We start from the raw sequence: 16,854 nt of genomic DNA on the forward strand, positions 1-16,854 counted from the left end.
ACATGTTCAGAACTTGCCCGTCAAGTACGGCCCCCGGAGGGCCGCGTCAGCGGCGCCCGAGCCCCCGCACGGTCCAGCCGGCGGCGCGCCACGGCGCCGGGTCGAGCGTGGTGCGGCCGTCGAGGAGCAGGGGGCGGCGTACGGCGGCGCCGACCGCGACCGGGTCGGCGGCCGCGAACTCGGGCCACTCGGTCAGGTGCAGCAGCAGGTCGGCGCCGCGGGCGGCCTCGAGGGCCGAGCCGACGTGGTCGAGGTCGGGCGCCATCCGGCGGCCGGTCTCGCGGGCTGCGGGGTCGTAGACGGCCACCGAGGCGCCGCGCGCGTGCAGCGCGGAGGCCACGGCGAGCGCGGGGGAGTCGCGCACGTCGTCGCTGCCGGGCTTGAACGCCGCGCCCCAGACGCCGATCCGGGCCCGCGTGACCGAGCCGCCGAGCATGGCGGTGGCGGCGGCGACCGTACGGCTGCGCTGGCGCAGGTTGACGTCGTCGACGACCCCGAGCAGGTCGGCCATGCTGTCGACGCCGAGCTCGCCGGCGCGGTGGCCGAAGGCGCGGACGTCCTTGGGCAGGCAGCCGCCGCCGAACCCGATGCCGGGGGACAGGAAGCGGTTGCCGATCCGCACGTCGTGGCCCAGCGCCTCGGTCAGGGCGACCACGTCGGCCCCGGCGGCGTCGCACACCTCGGCGACGGCGTTGACGAAGGAGACCTTGGTGGCCAGGAACGCGTTGGCCGAGACCTTGACCAGCTCGGCGGTGGGCAGGTCGGTGACCAGCACCGGGACCCCCGCGTCCTCGAGCGGGGAGTAGAGCTCGCGCAGCACCTTGCCAGCCAGGCCCTCGCCCTCGGGACGGTGCGTGTCGACGCCGATCACCACCCGGTCCGGGCGCAGCGTGTCCTCGACGGCGTGGCCCTCGCGCAGGAACTCGGGGTTCCAGACCAGCTCGGCGTCCGCGCCGGCGGGGGCCAGCTCGGCGACCCGGCGGGCCAGGCGGGCGGCGGTGCCGACCGGGACCGTGGACTTCCCGACGACGTACGACGGCCGGTCCAGGTGGACCGCCAGCGCCTCGACGGCCCCGTCGACCTGGGCCAGGTCGGCGCCTCGTCCGTCCCGCCGCTGCGGCGTGCCGACGCAGAGGAAGTGCAGGTCGGCGTGGGCGGCGGCGTCGGCGAGGGAGTCGGTGAAGCGCAGGCGGCCGGAGGCCACGTGGGTGGCCAGCAGGGTGTCGAGGCCCGGCTCGTGGAACGGCAGCTCGCCGCTGGCGAGCAGCGCGCGCTGGCGCGGGTCGGTCTCGACGCCGAGCACGTCGTGGCCCAGCTCGGCCAGGCAGGCGGCGTGGGTGGCGCCCAGGTAGCCACAGCCGATGACGGAGATCCTCATGCGTCCAGCGTGCGTGGTCCGGGTGACGTCCCGATACCCCTCGCGGGGGGCGACGGGTGAACGGTTCCCGACAGGACGTGGTGCCGGATCAGGCCACGGCGGCGGCCAGCCGTTCGACCATCGTGGTGAGCCGGGTCACGCTGGTGGCGACGTTCAGGCGGACGTGGCCGACGAGCCCGGGCTGGTAGGCCTGGCCGGCCGCCGGCGCCACCCCGTGCTCGACGGCGACGGCCGCCGGGTCGTCGTGGCCGTAGGCGCGCAGGTCGAGCCACGGCAGGTAGGTCGCCTCCATCCGGCGCATCCGCGCCCGCGGCAGGTGTGTCGCGACGAGGTCGTCGAGCAGGTCCCGCTGCAGCCCGAGCCGCTCCACCAGGGCCCCCCGCCACGCGTCACCCTCGCTCCAGGACACCCGGGCCGCGATCATCCCGAGCGGGGAGTAGGCGTGGTTCTGCACCAGCGGCACCCCGCGCAGCACCGCCCGGTCGGCCGGGTCGGGCGCGACGACGACCGCGCAGTGCAGCCCGGCGGTGTTGAAGGTCTTGGACGCGCTGGTCACGGTCACCGCCCGGGGGTCGAGGCTCCCGTACGGCGTGAACCCCAGCCCGTGCGGAAGGTCCGGCAGCACGAGCGGGCCGTGGATCTCGTCGGCGACGACGCGCGCGCCGTAGCGGTCGGCCAGGTCCCGCAGGGCCTCGAGCTCGGCCCGGCGGGGGACCCGGCCCAACGGGTTGTGCGGGTTGCAGAGCAGCAGGGTGCGGGCGCCGGCGGCGAACGCCCCCTCGACGGCCGCCAGGTCGAGCCCGGCGGACTCCTGGTCGGGCGCGTCGGGGTCGGTGGTGACGAAGACCGCCTCCCGCCCGGTGGCGGCGACGATGTCGCGGAACGGGGGGTAGCAGGGCAGCGGCACCACGACCGGCCCCGGCGGGCACAGCGTCTCGAGCACCAGCCGGATCCCGGCGATCACGTCACCGGTGACCACACAGGCGTCCGGCTCGACGGCGTGGTCCCAGTGCCGGTGCGCCCACCCGGCGTACGCCTCCCCGACCCCGAGGTCGCCGAGCGGGGCGTAGCCGGCCGTGCCCCGGCGCACGGCGGCGGCGACCGCCTCGGCCACCGGCACCGCGACCTCGTAGTCCATCTCGGCGACGAACGCCGGCAGCACCCCCGGCGCGACCGAGCCCCACTTCAGGGGCAGGGCGTCGCGGATCGTGTCGTCGGGCAGGTCGCGGACCAGGTCGCTCACGGCGCCGACGCTACGCGGGGGCGCCGACAGGTGCGTCGACCGAGGGACGGTCCGGCAGGCGGTCGCCGAGGCCGGCGGCCACGCGGGTGCCCTGCTCGATCGCGCGCTCGGCGTCCAGCTCGGCGGCCAGGTCGGCCCCGCCGACCAGGTGCAGGCGCGGCCGGCCGGCCTCGGGCAGCGCGGCCAGCGCGTCGTACAGGCCCCGGACGGACTCCTGACCGGCGCAGAGCACGACGTGGTCGACCTCGAGGACCCGTTCGGCGCCGTCGACCACGACGTGCAGCCCGGCGTCGTCGACGTGGGTGTAGGTCACCCCGCGGACCTGCTCGACCCCGGACTGCTTCAGCACCGCGCGGTGCGCCCAGCCCGACGTCTTCCCGAGGTCGCGGCCGATGGTCGAGGTCTTGCGCTGGAGCAGCGTCACCTGGCGGGCGGGGGTGCGGGGGGTGCGCCCGGTCAGCCCGCCGGGGTGCTCCGCGGGGTCACCGACGCCCCAGTGGTCCTTCCAGTCCTGGAGCGTCTCGGTCGGGTCGTGGGCCAGGAAGTGGCTGGTGTCGACGCCGATCCCGCCGGCCCCGACCACCGCGACCCGCGCGCCGGGGACGATCTCGCCGGAGAGGACCTGGGCGTAGGTGACGACGCTGGGGTGGTCGACGCCCTCGAGGTCGGGGACGCGCGGCTCGACGCCGGTGGCGACGACGACCTCGTCGAAGCCGCGCAGGTCGGCGACGGACGCGCTGGTGGACAGGCGCACGTCGACGCCGAGGACGTCGAGCCGGCGCGCGTAGTAGCGCAGCGTGTGGGCGAAGTCCTCCTTGCCGGGCACGGCCATCGCGTAGCGGAACTGCCCGCCGATCTCGGGGCGCTGCTCGAAGAGCGTCACGGCCAGGCCGCGCTCGGCGGCCGAGACGGCGGTGGCCAGCCCGGCGGGCCCGGCGCCGACGACCGCGACCCGGGCCCGGGAGCGGGTGGGGGCCAGCACCAGCGTGGTCTCGCGGCACGCCCGCGGGTTGACCAGGCAGGAGGCCGTGCGGTTGGCGAAGGCGTGGTCGAGGCAGGCCTGGTTGCAGGCGATGCAGGTGTTGATCTCGTCCGCGCGCCCGGCCGCGGCCTTGGCCACGAACGTCGGGTCGGCCAGCAGCGGCCGGGCCATCGAGACCAGGTCGGCCTGGCCGGTGGCCAGCACCTCCTCGGCCATCTCGGGGGTGTTGATCCGGTTCGACGCGCAGACCGGGACGACGTGGCCCGACGCGTGCAGGTCGGCCCGGAGCCGGGCGGTGGCGTCGCGCCAGGCCCCCGGCGGGACCTGCGTGATGATCGTGGGCACCCGCGCCTCGTGCCAGCCGATGCCGGTGTTGAGCACGGTGACGCCGGCGCCGACCAGGCGCTGGGCCAGCTCCAGGACCTCCTCCCAGGTCTGCCCGCCCTCGACCAGGTCGAGCAGGGAGATCCGGTACACGACCGGCAGGTCGCCGCCGACCAGCTCGCGGGTGCGGCGCACGACCTCGAGCGGGAAGCGCATCCGCTTCTCGGCGCTCCCGCCCCAGGCGTCGGTCCGGTCGTTGGTGCGCGAGGCGAGGAACTGGTTGATCAGGTAGCCCTCCGAGCCCATCACCTCGACCGCGTCGTAGCCGGCCTTCACGGCCAGCGCCGCGGTGCGGGCGAAGTGGGTGGCGGTCCGGTCGACGCCGCGCGACGACAGCGCGCTCGGGCGGAACGGCGTGATCGGCGACTTCCGGCGCGAGGCCGAGACGCTGAACGGGTGGTAGCCGTACCGCCCGGCGTGCAGCACCTGCAGCGCGATCGCCCCGCCCTCGTCGTGGACGGCTCCGGTGACCTCGCGGTGGCGCATCGCCTGGAGCCGCGTGGTCATCTCGGAGGCCAGCGGCTTGAGCCAGCCGCGCTTGTCAGGGGCGTAGCCGCCGGTGACGATCAGGCCGACGCCGCCGCGGGCCCGTTCGGCGACGTACGCCGCCAGCCGCGGGAGGTCGCGGACGGTGTCCTCGAGCCCGGTGTGCATCGAGCCCATCACCACGCGGTTGCGGAGCGTGAGGCCGCCGGCGCCCGTGCCGTCGCCGCCGAGCGTGATCGGCTCGAGCAGGTGGGGGTACGGGGTGTCGGTGGGGTCGGTGCCCGTGGGTTCGGTGCCGGCGGTGGGGTCGGTCATGCGTGTGCCTCCAGGTACTCGGTGAGCCAGGTGACCCAGAACCGCTCCAGGCCGATCCCGCCGCGCAGCACCAGGTGCCGGTCGAGGTCGGGGCCGGCCAGCGCGGCGGGGTCCGGGTAGTCGCGGTCGGCCAGCTGCTCGTAGTGCGCCAGCCGGGCGGTGTGCTCGCCCAGCTGGTCGCGCACGAGGTCGAGCACCGCTGCGCGGTCGCCGTACGACGCCCCGCGCAGCTTGACGGCCAGCTCGCTGCGGAAGGTCTCCATCGGCGTCGGCTCCGCCAGCCAGACGGCGAGGGCGTCCTCGCCGTCCGGGGTGACGGTGAAGGTGCGCTTGTCGGGCCGCCCGACCTGGGGCACGGTCTCGACCGAGACCCAGCCGTCGGCCTCCATCCGCGCCAGCACGCGGTAGATCTGCTGGTGGGTGGCGTGCCAGAAGTAGCCCAGCGAGCGCTCGAACCGGCGGGTCAGCTCGAGCCCGGAGCCGGGCTGCTCGCGCAGCGCGACCAGCAGCACGTGCTCGAGGGCCATGCCGTCATGGTGCCGCACCTATGCAACGAGTTGCAAGAGGGGCGGATGGCGTGGGTCTTCACCTCAGCCCACGGGTGCGACCGACCGCTTGGAGCCCAGCTCCACGCCGGCGGCGTCGAGGAAGGTCAGCCTGACTGCCCTGGTGGAGGCGGCCTCGGGCAGGGCGGCGCCGTAGCCGAGCGAGTCCGGCCGCACCGGGAGCGTCCGGTCGACCCCGTCCCCGGTCACCCGGACCGCGACGGCGTCGGCGTACGGCGAGACCCCGTAGACGATCGGGTTCCGCTGGTCGTCGAAGAACCCGCCGAGCTGGTCGGGCCGCGTGACCAGGAGGGTCGACCTCCCGTCGGGTCCGACCACCAACGGGTCGCAGCCGTACTCGAGCTGGTCCTCCGTCGGGACGCCGGTGCCGTCCCACGCGCCCTCACCGTGGCTGACGGCGTAGCAAGTCTTGCCGGTCGAGGACCCGGCGATCCACAGCGCGAAGTGACCGGTCCGGTCGTCGAACTCGGCGACCAGCAGCGGGTCCTCGAGCCGGCCCAGGCCGTAGCCCGTGGTGTCGGGGGACTCGGCGAAGCCGAGGATCGCCTCCTTGACGACCTCGCCCGGGCCGCTGAGGGCGAAGGCGGTCCCGGCGCCGGCGGTGAGGGCCAGCAGCCCCGAGGCCGACAGGGCCACCACCCGCCGACGGCGGCGGGGAGGGGCGGTCGGCTGCTCGGCCAGGATCCTGGCCAGCGCGGTCGTCGACCACTGCGGGTCGAGCTCCTGCGGGGTGGGGGCGAGACGGCTCACGGTGTCGTGGTGGTTCATCGGGTGCTCCCGTTGTTCATGGCCACGCTGGTGGCGGTGGGACGTGCAGAGGGGTGGGCGGCGGCGCCGTGCTCCAGCGCCTGGCGGGCCCGGTGGGCGCGGACCCGGAGGGTGCCGCTGCGGATGCCGACGACGGCGGCCGCCTCGGCGGTCGTCAGTCCGTCCCACGCCAGCAGGAGCAGGGCCTCGCGCTGCTCGTCGGGCAGAGCGGCGAGGGCGTGGAGCGCCTCCTGCCGCTCGGCGGCGACGACGCCCGCGTCCTCGGCGGCCGCGGCCGCGGCCGACAGCAGGAGCAGGCGGTCGTGGAGCGCCGTACGACGTCCCGCCGCGCGACGGTGGTTGCCGACGACCTTGCGGGCGGCGCCGATCAACCAGGCGATCGGCGGTTCCGGGACGTCGGCCCACCGTCGCCAGGCCTGCAGGAACGTCTCCGCCACCACGTCCTGGACGTCGGCGGGCGGCACGTGGCGGCGGACGTACGCGGCGACGCGCGGCCCGTCGCGCCCCCAGGAGCGGGTGAACTCGTCGCGGTGGTCGTGGATGCTCATGTCTCAGTAGTGTCCGGCCGGTCCGTGGGTGTTACCGCGACCGACGACGGCGTGCCGTCAGCCCCACCGGCCCCAGGAATCCGGCCCAGGCGACCCGATCCCGGCCCCGGTGCCGCTCGAGCTGCGCCCGGTCCTGAACCGGATCAAGCGCGCGCAGGGCCAGCTCGGCGGTGTCCTGCGGATGGTCGAGGAGGGCCGGGACCTCGAGTCCGTGGTCCAGCAGCTCAAGGCGGTCGGTGGCGCGCTCGACCGCGCCGGCTTCGCGCTGGTCGCCCTCGACCTGCGCCGCAGCCTGGCCGAGGGTGAGGAGCTGGACGACGAGCGCCTCGCCGAGATCGAGAGGCTGGTCCTGTCGCTGGCCTGATCCCGCGGCGGGGTTACCGACCGGTAATGTCCGGCAGCATGAGTCAGGCCCTCGCCCTGTGGCAGCGCGCCACCAGCCTCCCGGTCGTGGGCGCGAGCCTCGGTCGCCGCGCGTTCTCCTTCGGCTTCGCGCAGAAGGCGCCGTACTTCCGCACGGTCCGACCCCGCTTCACCGAGCTGCGTCCCGACCACGCCGAGCTGGTCGTGCCCAAGCGCCGCTCGGTGCAGAACCACCTCGGCACGGTGCACGCGATCGCGCTGTGCAACGGCCTCGAGGCGGCGATGGGCGCGCTGGCCGAGGTGTCGATCCCGGCCGACAAGCGCTGGATCCCGAGGGGGATGGAGGTGGCCTACACCGCCAAGGCGACCAGCGACATCACCTGCATCGCCGAGACCGACCGGGGGCAGTGGACCGGCGACGACCCCGACGTGCCCGTGCGGGTACGCGGGGTGCGCGACGACGGGACCGTCGTGGTCGAGGGCGTCATCCGGCTCTGGGTGACGCCGCGGCGCTGAGGTCCGGGGACCTCAGATGCCGCCGCCGGTGCTCTGGCCGCCCTGCATGTTGCCGACGTCGGTGAGGTCGATCGGGCTGGTCTCGCCGACCAGACGACGCTGCACGATCGTGGCCAGGCCGCTCAGCAGCAGGTTCAGCACGATGTAGATGGTGGCGACGACCACGGCGACCTGGAACTGGTTGCCCAGCTCGGTCCAGATCGACCGGCCGACGTAGGTCAGGCCGGGGGCGGCGATGTAGAAGCCCAGGCTGGTGTCCTTGAGAGCGACCACCAGCTGGCTGATCAGCGCAGGCAGCATGATCTTCACCGCCTGCGGCAGCAGCACGATGCTCATCACCTGGGTCTTGCGCATGCCGATCGCGTACGCGGCCTCGCCCTGGCCCTTCGGCACGGCCAGCACGCCGGCGCGGAGGATCTCCGCGACCACGGCGCCGTTGTAGAGCATCAGCCCGATGACCAGGGACCAGTACGGTCCGATCCCGTCACCGACGCCGTAGGCGAAGAAGATGAAGACGATCAGCAGCAGCAGCGGGACGGCGCGGAAGAACTCGACCACCGCCCAGCAGGGCCAGCGCAGCCAGGCGTGGTCCGAGAGCTTGCCGACACCGAAGACCACGCCGAACACCAGGGCCAGCGCGATGGCGGCGACGGCCTGCGTCAGCGTGGTCCAGGTGCCCTGCCCGAGCACCTGCAGGAACGCCGGGGTGACGACGAACTCCCACGGGTCGTAGTCGAGCTCGCCGTTGGTCCACAGCACCCACAGCACGGCTCCGGCCAGCACGAGCAGCGCCAGCACGGTGGCGACGGTGTAGAGGCGGTGCCGGGCGACGGTGCGCGGCCCGGGGGTGTCGAAGAGGACGTTGCTCATCGGGCCGCCTTCCAGCGTCGCTCGAGGCCGAAGGCGCCGAGGCTGATCAGCTCGACGACGATGATGTAGCCGAGGGCGAAGGTGGCGAAGATCAGGAGCCGGTCGTCGGCGTTGTTGTTGGTGAAGCCCCGCATCCGCGCGGTGGCCTCGAGCAGGCCGAACGCAGCCGCGACCGAGGTGTTCTTCGTGAGCGCGATCAGGACGCTGGCCAGCGGCGGGACCACGGCGCGGAACGCCTGCGGCAGCACGACGTTGGTCATGTTCTGGCCGAAGGTCAGGCCGATCGCGCGGGCGGCCTCGGCCTGGCCGAGCGGCACGGAGTTGATGCCTGCGCGCAGGGCCTCGCAGACGAACGCCGAGGTGTAGAAGGTCAGCGCGATGACGCCCTTGAGCAGGAACGGCGTGTCGGTCAGGTAGCCGACGTTGGGGATCGCGATGAAGACGAAGAGGAACACGATCAGCAGCGGGGTGTTGCGCACGACGTTGACGTAGACGCCGGCGGCCCGGCGCAGCACGGCCACCGGCCCGACCCTCATGGCGGCCAGGAGCGTGCCCAGGACCAGCGAGGCCAGCCCGGAGATCAGGGCGAGCTGGATGGTGAGCCAGAAGGCGCTCAGCACCAGGTCGAAGTTGCTGGTGACGTCGTCCACCGCGGTTCCTCTCGACGTGCGGGGCGGGGCGGACCTGCTCGGTCCGCCCCGCCCGGGTTCAGCGGATCAGGAGGGCGCGGCTGCGCCCGGCGGTCAGGCCGCCGCGCACTCGTCCATGGCCGGGGGCTCGGGGGTCTCGACGCCGGACTGGCCCAGGGTGGCCTCGAAGGCCGCGGCCCAGGTGCCGTCCTCCTCCGCCGCCGTGATCGTGTCGGTGATCCACTGGCACATCTCCGGGGAGTCGGACGAGTAGCCCACGCCGTACCGCTCCTCGGAGAAGGGCTCGACGACGACCTTGAGGTCGTCGGGCGCCTCGGCGGCGTAGCCGAGCAGGATCGCACCGTCGGTGGTCATCGCGTCGATGCTGCCGTTGAGGACCTGGTCGACGCACTCGGAGTAGGTGTCGAACCCGCGGGGGGTGGCGCCCTCCTGCTCGATGTTGTCCAGCGAGGTCGAGCCGGTCACCGAGCACACCTCGGTTCCCTCGACGTCGCCGATCGTCTCGATCTCGGAGTCGGTCGGCACGAGCAGCTGCTGGCCGGTGACGTAGTACGGACCGGCCTGGCCGACGATCGCGCGGCGCTCGTCGGTGATGGAGTACGAGGCGATGACGAGGTCGACCTCGCCCTCCTGGAGGAACGGCTCCCGGTTGTCCGAGATCGTCTCCTTCCAGGTGATGTCCTCCGGGGCGATGCCGAGGCTGGCGGCGAGCACCTTGCCCATCTCGGGGTCGAAGCCGACCGGGGCGTCGTCGGTGGCGCCCTTGAACCCGATCCCGGGCTGGTCGTACTTCACGCCGATCGTGATCTCGCCGGACTCGGCGAGCTCGGCCATCCGGCTGCCCTCCTCGAACTGCGAGGCGGCGTCCTCCTGGACCTCCACGTCGGGGGTGTCGCTGGAGCCGCTGGAGCCGGCGTCACCGCAGGCGGCCAGGGCGGTCGAGAGACCCACGGCCACGGCCGCGAGCTTGAGACGGTGGATGCGCATGTGCGTTCTCCTAGGGGTTCAGTGCTTGAGGATCTTGCCCAGGAAGTCCTGGGCGCGGGCGGTGCGCGGGTTGGTGAAGAACTCGTGGGGGGTGTTCTCCTCGGCGATCGCGCCGTCGGCCATGAAGACGACGCGGTGGGCCGCGGTGCGAGCGAAGCCCATCTCGTGGGTGACCACGACCATCGTCATGCCCTGCTCGGCGAGCTCGACCATGACGTCGAGGACCTCCTTGATCATCTCCGGGTCCAGCGCCGAGGTCGGCTCGTCGAAGAGCATCACCTTGGGGTCCATCGCCAGCGCGCGGGCGATGGCCACGCGCTGCTGCTGGCCGCCGGAGAGCTGGGCGGGGTACTTCTGCGCCTGGTGGGCGATGCCGACCCGCTCCAGCAGCTCCATCGCCCGCTTGTCGGCGTCGGCCTTCTTCACGCCCCGGACCTTGATCGGGCCGAGCGTGACGTTCTCGAGGATCGTCTTGTGGGCGAAGAGGTTGAAGCTCTGGAAGACCATGCCGACCTCGGCGCGCAGGTTCGCCAGGGCCTTGCCCTCGGCCGGCAGCGGCTGGCCGTCGAGCGTGATCGAGCCGTCGTCGATGGTCTCGAGCCGGTTGATCGCGCGGCACAGCGTCGACTTTCCCGAGCCCGACGGGCCGATCACGACGACGACCTCGCCGCGCTTGATCGACAGGTCGATGTCCTGGAGCACGTGCAGCGCACCGAAGTGCTTGTTGACCTTCTCCAGCACGACGAGGGGCTGTCCGGTCGCGGCGTTGATCTCGCGGTCCTGCTGCACGGTCATGCGGCGCACCCTAGCCATCCCGAGGGACCTCCGGCCATGTCGGAGGACCCGGGTGGCCTAGTCGTGACCCGGCTGTGACCGGACCACCCCGACGGGCGAAGGTGCCCTAGGGTTCTTCGATCGTCCGCCCCGAGCCCCGAGGAGCTCCCCGTGATCGGTCTGATCGGGATCGTCCTGTCCCTCGCGCTGCTGATCCTGTTCGCCTACCGCGGCGTCAACGTGATCATCCTGGCGCCGCTGATGGCGCTGCTCGCGACCGTCTTCGCCGGCGGCGTGCCCCTGCTGGCCACCTACACCCAGGTGTTCATGCCGGCGCTCGGCGGCTACGTCATCACCTACTTCCCGCTGTTCCTGCTCGGCGCCATCTTCGGCAAGCTGATGGACGACTCGGGCTCCGCGCGCGCGATCGCGTACTTCATCGTCGACAAGCTCGGCGGCAGCCGCGCGATCCTCGCCGTCGTCCTGGCCTGCGCGGTCCTGACGTACGGCGGGGTGTCGCTGTTCGTGGTCGCCTTCGCCGTCTTCCCGATCGCGGCGGCGATGTTCCGCGAGGCCGGCGTGCCCAAGCGGCTGATCCCGGCCTCGATCGCGCTCGGCTCGTTCACCTTCACGATGACCGCGCTGCCCGGCACCCCGCAGATCCAGAACGCGATCCCGGCGCCGTTCTTCGGCACCGACGCCTTCGCCGCCCCCGGGCTGGGCATCATCGCCGCCGTCATCATGTTCGGCGGCGGCACGTGGTGGCTGGGGCACCGCTCGAAGAAGCTCCAGGCCGCGGGGGAGGGCTACCTCGACGCGGGGGACACCGCCAAGGCCGAGAAGGCGGCCGCCGCCGCCGGTACCGCGACGAAGGTGGAGGCCGGGACGGCCGCCACCGACACCCGCCCGCGGCCCTCGGCCCTGCTGGCCTTCCTGCCGATCGTCGTGGTGATCGCGGTCAACCTGCTGCTGGTGCGGCTGGTCTTCCCGGCGATGGACACCTCCTACCTGGCCGAGGACGCGTACGGGGCCACCGACCTCGAGACCGTCGGCGGCATCTGGGCGATCGTGGTCGCCCTCGTGGTGGCCTGCCTGCTCGTCGTCGCGCTGAACTGGACCCGCCTGGCCGACCTGAGGAAGATCATCAACGAAGGCAGCTTCGCCTCGTTCCTGCCGATCTTCAACACCGCCTCCGAGGTCGGGTACGGCGCCGTCATCGCCGCCCTGCCGGCCTTCCGGATCGTCCGGGACGCGGTGCTCGGGATCTCCAACAACCCGGTCATCTCGCTGGCGGTCTCGGTCAACGTGCTGGCCGGCATCACCGGCTCCGCCTCGGGCGGGATGAGCATCGCGCTGCAGGCCCTGGGTGAGCAGTTCCGCGGGCTGGCCGAGGACCAGGGGATCAGCCTGGAGCTGATGCACCGCGTCACCGTGCTGGCCGCCGGCGGCTTCGACGCCCTGCCGCACAACGGCGCGGTGATCACGGTGCTGGCCATCTGCGGGCTCACGCACCGCCAGTCCTACAAGGACATCTTCGTCGTGGCCGTGGTGATCCCGGTGGCCGCGCTGGTCACCGTGATCCTGCTCGGCACCGCCTTCGGCGGGTTCTGAGGTGCCCGCGCCGGGGGTCGCCCGGGACCTGCTGGTCGCGCTGGGCCTGGTCGTGGCCCTGCTCGTCGTGGCGCGCCTGGTCGACCGGGACGCCTGGTCGCAGCCGGGCACCTGGTTGCTGGTCCCGGTCGCGGTCGGGGTCGTGATGGCGCGGCGGGGCGTACGCCGGGCGGTGCTGCCGCCGGACGGGGACGACTGGGACGACGGGCGTGGCAGCCCGCGCGGCTGACCCGCCGTACCCTGGGAGCGCCATGACTGCTGCTCCCGGTTTCGAGACGCTCGCTGCGCTCGCTCCTCAACCTCCGTCCCCCCGCACCTACGAGGTCAAGACCTACGGGTGCCAGATGAACGTCCACGACTCCGAGCGCCTCACCGGGCTGCTCGAGCAGGCCGGGTACGCCGCCGCCTCGCGCGGCGAGCAGGCCGACGTGGTCGTCTTCAACACCTGCGCGGTGCGCGAGAACGCCGACAACAAGCTGTACGGCAACCTCTCCCACCTCGCGCCGGTCAAGGCCGCCCGGCCGGGGATGCAGATCGCCGTCGGCGGGTGCCTGGCGCAGAAGGACCGCGACACGATCACCGCCCGCGCGCCCTACGTCGACGTCGTCTTCGGCACCCACAACATCGGCGCGCTGCCGGTGCTGCTCGAGCGCGCCCGGGTCGCCGAGGAGGCACAGGTCGAGATCCTCGAGTCGCTCGACGTGTTCCCCTCGACGCTGCCGACCAAGCGCGACTCGGCGTACGCCGCCTGGGTCTCGGTGTCGGTGGGCTGCAACAACACGTGCACGTTCTGCATCGTCCCGGCGCTGCGTGGCAAGGAGAAGGACCGCCGGCCCGGCGAGATCCTGGCCGAGGTCGAGGCGCTGGTCGCCGAGGGCGTGACCGAGGTGACGCTGCTGGGGCAGAACGTGAACGCCTACGGCGTGGAGTTCGGTGACCGCCAGGCGTTCTCGAAGCTGCTGCGCGCGTGCGGTCAGGTCGAGGGGCTGGAGCGGGTGCGCTTCACCTCGCCCCACCCGGCGGAGTTCACCGACGACGTGATCGAGGCGATGGCCGAGACGCCGACGGTGATGCCGCAGCTGCACATGCCGCTGCAGTCCGGCTCGGACCGCGTGCTCAAGGCGATGCGCCGGTCGTACCGCCGCTCGAAGTTCCTCGGGATCATCGAGCGGGTGCGCGCGGCCATGCCCGACGCGGCGATCACCACCGACATCATCGTGGGCTTCCCCGGCGAGACCGAGGAGGACTTCGTGCAGACGCTCGAGGTGGTGCGGGAGGCGCGCTTCGCCGGCGCCTTCACCTTCCAGTACTCCCAGCGCCCGGGCACGCCCGCCGCGACCATGGCCGACCAGGTGCCGCCGGAGGTCGTCAAGGACCGGTACGAGCGCCTCGCCGCCGAGGTCAACCAGATCGCCTGGGAGGAGAACCAGCGGCTGGTCGGACGCCGGGTCGAGCTGCTGGTCAGCGAGGGGGAGGGGCGCAAGGACGCCGCCACCGCCCGGCTCTCGGGCCGCGGACCGGACAACCGGCTGGTCCACTTCGCGCTGCCCGAGGGCGAGCGGCCGCGGCCCGGTGACGTGGTGACGGTGGAGATCACCTACGCCGCGCCGCACCACCTCGTGGCCGACGGGCCGGTGCTGGGGCTGCGTCGGACGCGCTCGGGCGACGCGTGGGACGCCCGCCAGGGCAGGCCCGCTCCCGCGGCCGGGGTGGGACTGGGGATGCCCGCCGTGGGCGTCCCGGCGCCGCTGCCGCCGGCGCCGGCCTGCAGCTGAGGCCTCGGTCGGCCGTCAGCTGTCGCGCTCGTAGGACGGCCCGGGCTCGTAGGGCGTCTCCTTCGAGCGGGGGTCGCGCGAGTTGTAGCCCGCGACCGGCGGGATCGGCGCGTCGGGCAGCTCGCCGTCCTCGTCGGCGGCGGGACCCGGCGAGGTGTCGAGCTGGCCGTCGGTGCCGTGCTGTCCCGGGCCGGTGGCCCCCTCGCGCTCGCTGCTGACGCCCATGTCGCCCGCGGCCCCGTCGGGGCCGGTGGCGTTGGGGTTGGAGGCGACGAGCTCGTCCTCGCCCGGCTGACCGGTCTTCTCGCTCATGCGCCGACCCTACGGGCGCCTGGGCCCGCGTGGGGCCGCACCTGTGGATGACGCCGGCGGGCGGGGCGCCGGTCGGGCGATGCTGGCGGCGTGGACGTGGTGGAGGTGCTGGCCGAGCTCGGGGGCGTGGCCACCCGCGCCCAGCTGCGGGGCCGGTGCGACGACCACCAGCTCTTGGCCGCCCGGGAGGCCGGGCTCGTGGTCCGGCTCTCCCGAGGCAGGTACGTCCTGCCCGGCGTAGCGCAGGCGCCCCGGTTGGCACACGCGGCTGGTGCTGTCCTCTCCCACCGCAGCGCGGCCGCGCAGCACGGATGGGGCGTGGCCGTCGTGCCTCCTCGACCGGATGTGGTCGTCCCGCAGAACCGCCGCGTCGACGCGGCCGTGCGCCGGACGGTGACTCTCCACCGTGGCTGGCTGGAGGGGGAAGTCGTCGACGTCGGCGGTATCCGGACCACGTCCGTCGATCGCACGATCACAGACTGCTTACGGGCCCTTCCGTTCAACGAAGCGCTCGCCATCGCCGACTCGGCGCTCCGGGCAGGCGTCACGCACCGTCGGATGGTGCAGCTGGCCTCGGCGACGAAAGGTCCCGGTTCGATGCAGGCGCGCCGCGTGGCTGAGCAGGCGAGCATCAAGGCGGCGAACCCGTTCGAATCGGTCCTGCGGGCTATCGCCCTGGGTGTGGAAGGACTCAGTGTCAGGCCACAGTCCGAGCTGTGGTCCGGTGCGGTCTTCCTGGGGCGACCCGACCTCGTGGACCACCATCTCAAGATCGTGCTCGAGGCCGACTCGTTCACGTGGCACGGCAATCGGACCGCGCTTGCTCACGACTGCCGCCGCTACGACGAGATGGTCGCGGCCGGTTGGCTCGTGCTCCGGTTCGCCTACGAGCAGGTCATGGGCGACCCGGGTTGGGTGGCCGAGGTGCTGACCCGCTCGGTGCTCCTGCGTAGCAATGGGCTGGCCGCCACGGGCTGACCTGGGGCGACGCGCCCCGTGCTCCGGGATGGTCGACGGTTGCTACGCAGGAGCAACGGTGCCGCCTCAGACGGGGGACTCGTCCTCGGGGTCGACGTCGTCGGCGTCCTCGTCCTCGCGGGTGGCCTTGGTGTCGGTGTCCTCGCCCTGACGCATCTCGTCGGGCAGGGCGTCGTCGACCGCGGGGTTGAGCGAGGGGTCGAGGTCGGCGGGGACGGCGTCGCTGCGCTCCGCGCCGTCGGCGTGGTGCACCGCGTCGGCGCCGCCGGGGTCGACCTCGCCGGGCTCGGCCTCGGGCTCGGGCTTCGGACCGGGTGCCTGGCTGTTCATGACGTCTCCTCGAGAAGATCGGGGCTGAACCCGAAGGTCGTGTAGGGCGCGACAGCGCCCCCGCGAAGGCTAGCGAGGACCTGCCGCTCGTGAGGCACCACGGGGTCGGGCAGCTCGTCGAGACCGTCGAGCGGGCACCACCTCAGGCCGGCCGACTTGTCCGGCTCCTGCAGCGACGGCTCGCCCTGCCAGTCGCGGGCCAGGAAGAAGAAGTCCACCCGCTCGTCGATCGGCTCGCCGCCGCGGGTGCGCTGCATGGTGGTGACGAACGTCAGCTCGCCGACCTCGACACCGATCTCCTCGCGGGCCTCGCGCCGCGCCGCGTCCACCGCGGTCTCCCCGCGCTCGACGTGGCCGGCCGCCGCGGCGGCCCAATGACCGTCCATGAACCCGGTGCCGCGGCGGAGCTGCAGGAGCACCTCCGTGCCCCCTGCGGCCTCACGCAGCAGGAAGACGTAGGCGGCCGGCACGACCACGAAGCGGCCGTGGGTCGCGCTCACTGGGAGGGCTGGCCCTGCTCGGACTCCTCGGCGTTGGCCTCCTGGCTGGGAGCGTCCGCGGCGTCGCCGTCGTTGTCGCCGGGCAGCTCGCTGGAGTGCTCGCCGGGCGGGGTGCCCATCGCGGCCGGGTCGGGCGGCGCGTCGTCGGCCTCGGTGGCTGGCGTGGTGCTGGTGCCGTCCTCCGGCTCGATGGTCGGGTCGCTGGTCGAGCGGTTGCCGCTCACGGGCGGGGACCGGTCGGGCCGGTGGGACCGGTCGGACCCGTGGGACCGGTCGAGCCGGGGCCGCGGAAGTCGTCGTTCTTGCCGTCGAGCTTCTCCAGGGCCTCCTTGGCCTTGACGCTCGCCTTGCCGATCTTGTCGCCGTGCTTGCCACCGGTGCGCTTGTCGGCGGCTGCGGCGGCCTTGTCGATCCCCTGGGAGATCTTGTCGCCGTGCTGGTCGACGGCCCTGGTCAGCTTCTTCTTCGCGTCGTTGAGAAAGCTCATCGGTCCTCCTGGTGGCCGCGGCCCCGTGATC

The 16,854-nt window shown here is 73.3% G+C and carries 21 protein-coding genes; 6 read left to right on the forward strand and 15 right to left on the reverse strand.

The features are described from left to right. Positions 1 to 46: 46 nt before the first annotated feature. From GV155_RS00385 to GV155_RS00410, 6 genes are all read right to left on the reverse strand, one after another. Positions 47 to 1,378, reverse strand: a complete 1,332-nt coding sequence (locus GV155_RS00385) for a UDP-glucose dehydrogenase family protein (RefSeq protein ID WP_160004224.1) — start codon at positions 1,376 to 1,378, stop codon at positions 47 to 49. A gap of 88 nt (positions 1,379 to 1,466) precedes the next feature. Continuing rightward, on the reverse strand, positions 1,467 to 2,621 hold the full coding sequence (locus GV155_RS00390) for an aminotransferase class I/II-fold pyridoxal phosphate-dependent enzyme (RefSeq protein WP_160004226.1): 1,155 nt from the start codon (positions 2,619 to 2,621) through the stop codon (positions 1,467 to 1,469). A gap of 10 nt (positions 2,622 to 2,631) precedes the next feature. Beyond that, positions 2,632 to 4,788: an FAD-dependent oxidoreductase gene (locus GV155_RS00395; RefSeq protein WP_160004228.1), complete on the reverse strand. Its 2,157-nt coding sequence runs from the start codon at positions 4,786 to 4,788 to the stop codon at positions 2,632 to 2,634. After that, complete coding sequence (locus tag GV155_RS00400; RefSeq protein ID WP_160004230.1) at positions 4,785 to 5,315, reverse strand: PadR family transcriptional regulator; 531 nt, start codon at positions 5,313 to 5,315, stop codon at positions 4,785 to 4,787. The genes GV155_RS00395 and GV155_RS00400 overlap by 4 nt, the downstream gene beginning before the upstream one ends. 63 nt (positions 5,316 to 5,378) lie before the next feature. Beyond that, positions 5,379 to 6,122, reverse strand: a complete 744-nt coding sequence (locus tag GV155_RS00405) for a hypothetical protein (protein WP_160004232.1) — start codon at positions 6,120 to 6,122, stop codon at positions 5,379 to 5,381. Beyond that, positions 6,119 to 6,670 carry an RNA polymerase sigma factor gene (locus tag GV155_RS00410; protein WP_160004234.1) on the reverse strand — a complete coding sequence of 184 codons (552 nt, stop codon included), beginning with the start codon at positions 6,668 to 6,670 and terminating at the stop codon, positions 6,119 to 6,121. Before GV155_RS00410 ends, GV155_RS00405 begins: the two co-directional genes overlap by 4 nt. 109 nt (positions 6,671 to 6,779) lie before the next feature. Here GV155_RS00410 and GV155_RS00415 point away from each other — a divergent pair, with 109 nt between their 5' ends. Next, positions 6,780 to 7,034, forward strand: a complete 255-nt coding sequence (locus GV155_RS00415) for a metal-sensitive transcriptional regulator (RefSeq protein WP_236553766.1) — start codon at positions 6,780 to 6,782, stop codon at positions 7,032 to 7,034. Between the two features lie 38 nt (positions 7,035 to 7,072). After that, entirely contained in the window at positions 7,073 to 7,549 is a 477-nt protein-coding gene (locus GV155_RS00420) for a hotdog fold domain-containing protein (RefSeq protein WP_160004236.1), read from the forward strand. A 12-nt stretch (positions 7,550 to 7,561) separates the two neighbouring features. Here GV155_RS00420 and GV155_RS00425 read toward each other — a convergent pair whose 3' ends face one another. From GV155_RS00425 to GV155_RS00440, 4 genes are all read right to left on the reverse strand, one after another. Beyond that, entirely contained in the window at positions 7,562 to 8,419 is an 858-nt protein-coding gene (locus tag GV155_RS00425; RefSeq protein WP_160004238.1) for an amino acid ABC transporter permease, read from the reverse strand. Next, positions 8,416 to 9,069: an amino acid ABC transporter permease gene (locus tag GV155_RS00430; RefSeq protein WP_160004239.1), complete on the reverse strand. Its 654-nt coding sequence runs from the start codon at positions 9,067 to 9,069 to the stop codon at positions 8,416 to 8,418. Before GV155_RS00430 ends, GV155_RS00425 begins: the two co-directional genes overlap by 4 nt. Positions 9,070 to 9,162: 93 nt before the next feature. Further along, positions 9,163 to 10,056 (reverse strand): glutamate ABC transporter substrate-binding protein, encoded by an 894-nt coding sequence (locus GV155_RS00435; RefSeq protein ID WP_160004241.1) that lies wholly within the window; start codon positions 10,054 to 10,056, stop codon positions 9,163 to 9,165. A gap of 18 nt (positions 10,057 to 10,074) precedes the next feature. Further along, the gene (locus tag GV155_RS00440; protein WP_160004243.1) at positions 10,075 to 10,851 is read right to left on the reverse strand and encodes an amino acid ABC transporter ATP-binding protein; all 777 of its coding nucleotides are present in this window, start codon (positions 10,849 to 10,851) and stop codon (positions 10,075 to 10,077) included. Positions 10,852 to 11,001: 150 nt separating this feature from the next. On the opposite strand from GV155_RS00440, the gene GV155_RS00445 reads away from it, so the two are divergent. The 3 genes from GV155_RS00445 to miaB are packed head-to-tail and all read left to right on the forward strand — an operon-like array spanning position 11,002 to position 14,216. Continuing rightward, a complete protein-coding gene (locus tag GV155_RS00445; RefSeq protein ID WP_236553769.1) occupies positions 11,002 to 12,441 on the forward strand; it encodes a GntP family permease in 1,440 nt (479 codons plus the stop codon). A 1-nt stretch (position 12,442) separates the two neighbouring features. After that, positions 12,443 to 12,670 (forward strand): hypothetical protein, encoded by a 228-nt coding sequence (locus tag GV155_RS00450; protein ID WP_160004245.1) that lies wholly within the window; start codon positions 12,443 to 12,445, stop codon positions 12,668 to 12,670. Positions 12,671 to 12,692: 22 nt separating this feature from the next. Then, complete coding sequence (miaB, locus tag GV155_RS00455) at positions 12,693 to 14,216, forward strand: tRNA (N6-isopentenyl adenosine(37)-C2)-methylthiotransferase MiaB (protein ID WP_160004247.1); 1,524 nt, start codon at positions 12,693 to 12,695, stop codon at positions 14,214 to 14,216. Positions 14,217 to 14,231: 15 nt separating this feature from the next. Here the strand turns inward: miaB and GV155_RS00460 are convergent, their stop codons facing one another. Next, a complete protein-coding gene (locus GV155_RS00460; protein WP_160004249.1) occupies positions 14,232 to 14,528 on the reverse strand; it encodes a hypothetical protein in 297 nt (98 codons plus the stop codon). Between the two features lie 90 nt (positions 14,529 to 14,618). On the opposite strand from GV155_RS00460, the gene GV155_RS00465 reads away from it, so the two are divergent. Next, on the forward strand, positions 14,619 to 15,506 hold the full coding sequence (locus GV155_RS00465; RefSeq protein ID WP_160004251.1) for a DUF559 domain-containing protein: 888 nt from the start codon (positions 14,619 to 14,621) through the stop codon (positions 15,504 to 15,506). 66 nt (positions 15,507 to 15,572) lie between these two features. Here GV155_RS00465 and GV155_RS00470 read toward each other — a convergent pair whose 3' ends face one another. The 4 genes from GV155_RS00470 to GV155_RS00485 are packed head-to-tail and all read right to left on the reverse strand — an operon-like array spanning position 15,573 to position 16,823. Further along, complete coding sequence (locus tag GV155_RS00470) at positions 15,573 to 15,836, reverse strand: hypothetical protein (RefSeq protein ID WP_160004253.1); 264 nt, start codon at positions 15,834 to 15,836, stop codon at positions 15,573 to 15,575. Beyond that, complete coding sequence (locus GV155_RS00475) at positions 15,833 to 16,336, reverse strand: NUDIX hydrolase (protein WP_201300003.1); 504 nt, start codon at positions 16,334 to 16,336, stop codon at positions 15,833 to 15,835. The genes GV155_RS00470 and GV155_RS00475 overlap by 4 nt, the downstream gene beginning before the upstream one ends. After that, the gene (locus tag GV155_RS00480; protein ID WP_160004255.1) at positions 16,333 to 16,560 is read right to left on the reverse strand and encodes a hypothetical protein; all 228 of its coding nucleotides are present in this window, start codon (positions 16,558 to 16,560) and stop codon (positions 16,333 to 16,335) included. Before GV155_RS00480 ends, GV155_RS00475 begins: the two co-directional genes overlap by 4 nt. After that, positions 16,557 to 16,823: an antitoxin gene (locus tag GV155_RS00485; protein ID WP_160004257.1), complete on the reverse strand. Its 267-nt coding sequence runs from the start codon at positions 16,821 to 16,823 to the stop codon at positions 16,557 to 16,559. The genes GV155_RS00480 and GV155_RS00485 overlap by 4 nt, the downstream gene beginning before the upstream one ends. Positions 16,824 to 16,854: the final 31 nt, after the last annotated feature.

The sequence above is a fragment of the Nocardioides sp. AX2bis genome (assembly GCF_902506435.1).
In the GTDB taxonomy this organism is placed as follows: Bacteria; Actinomycetota; Actinomycetes; order Propionibacteriales; family Nocardioidaceae; genus Nocardioides.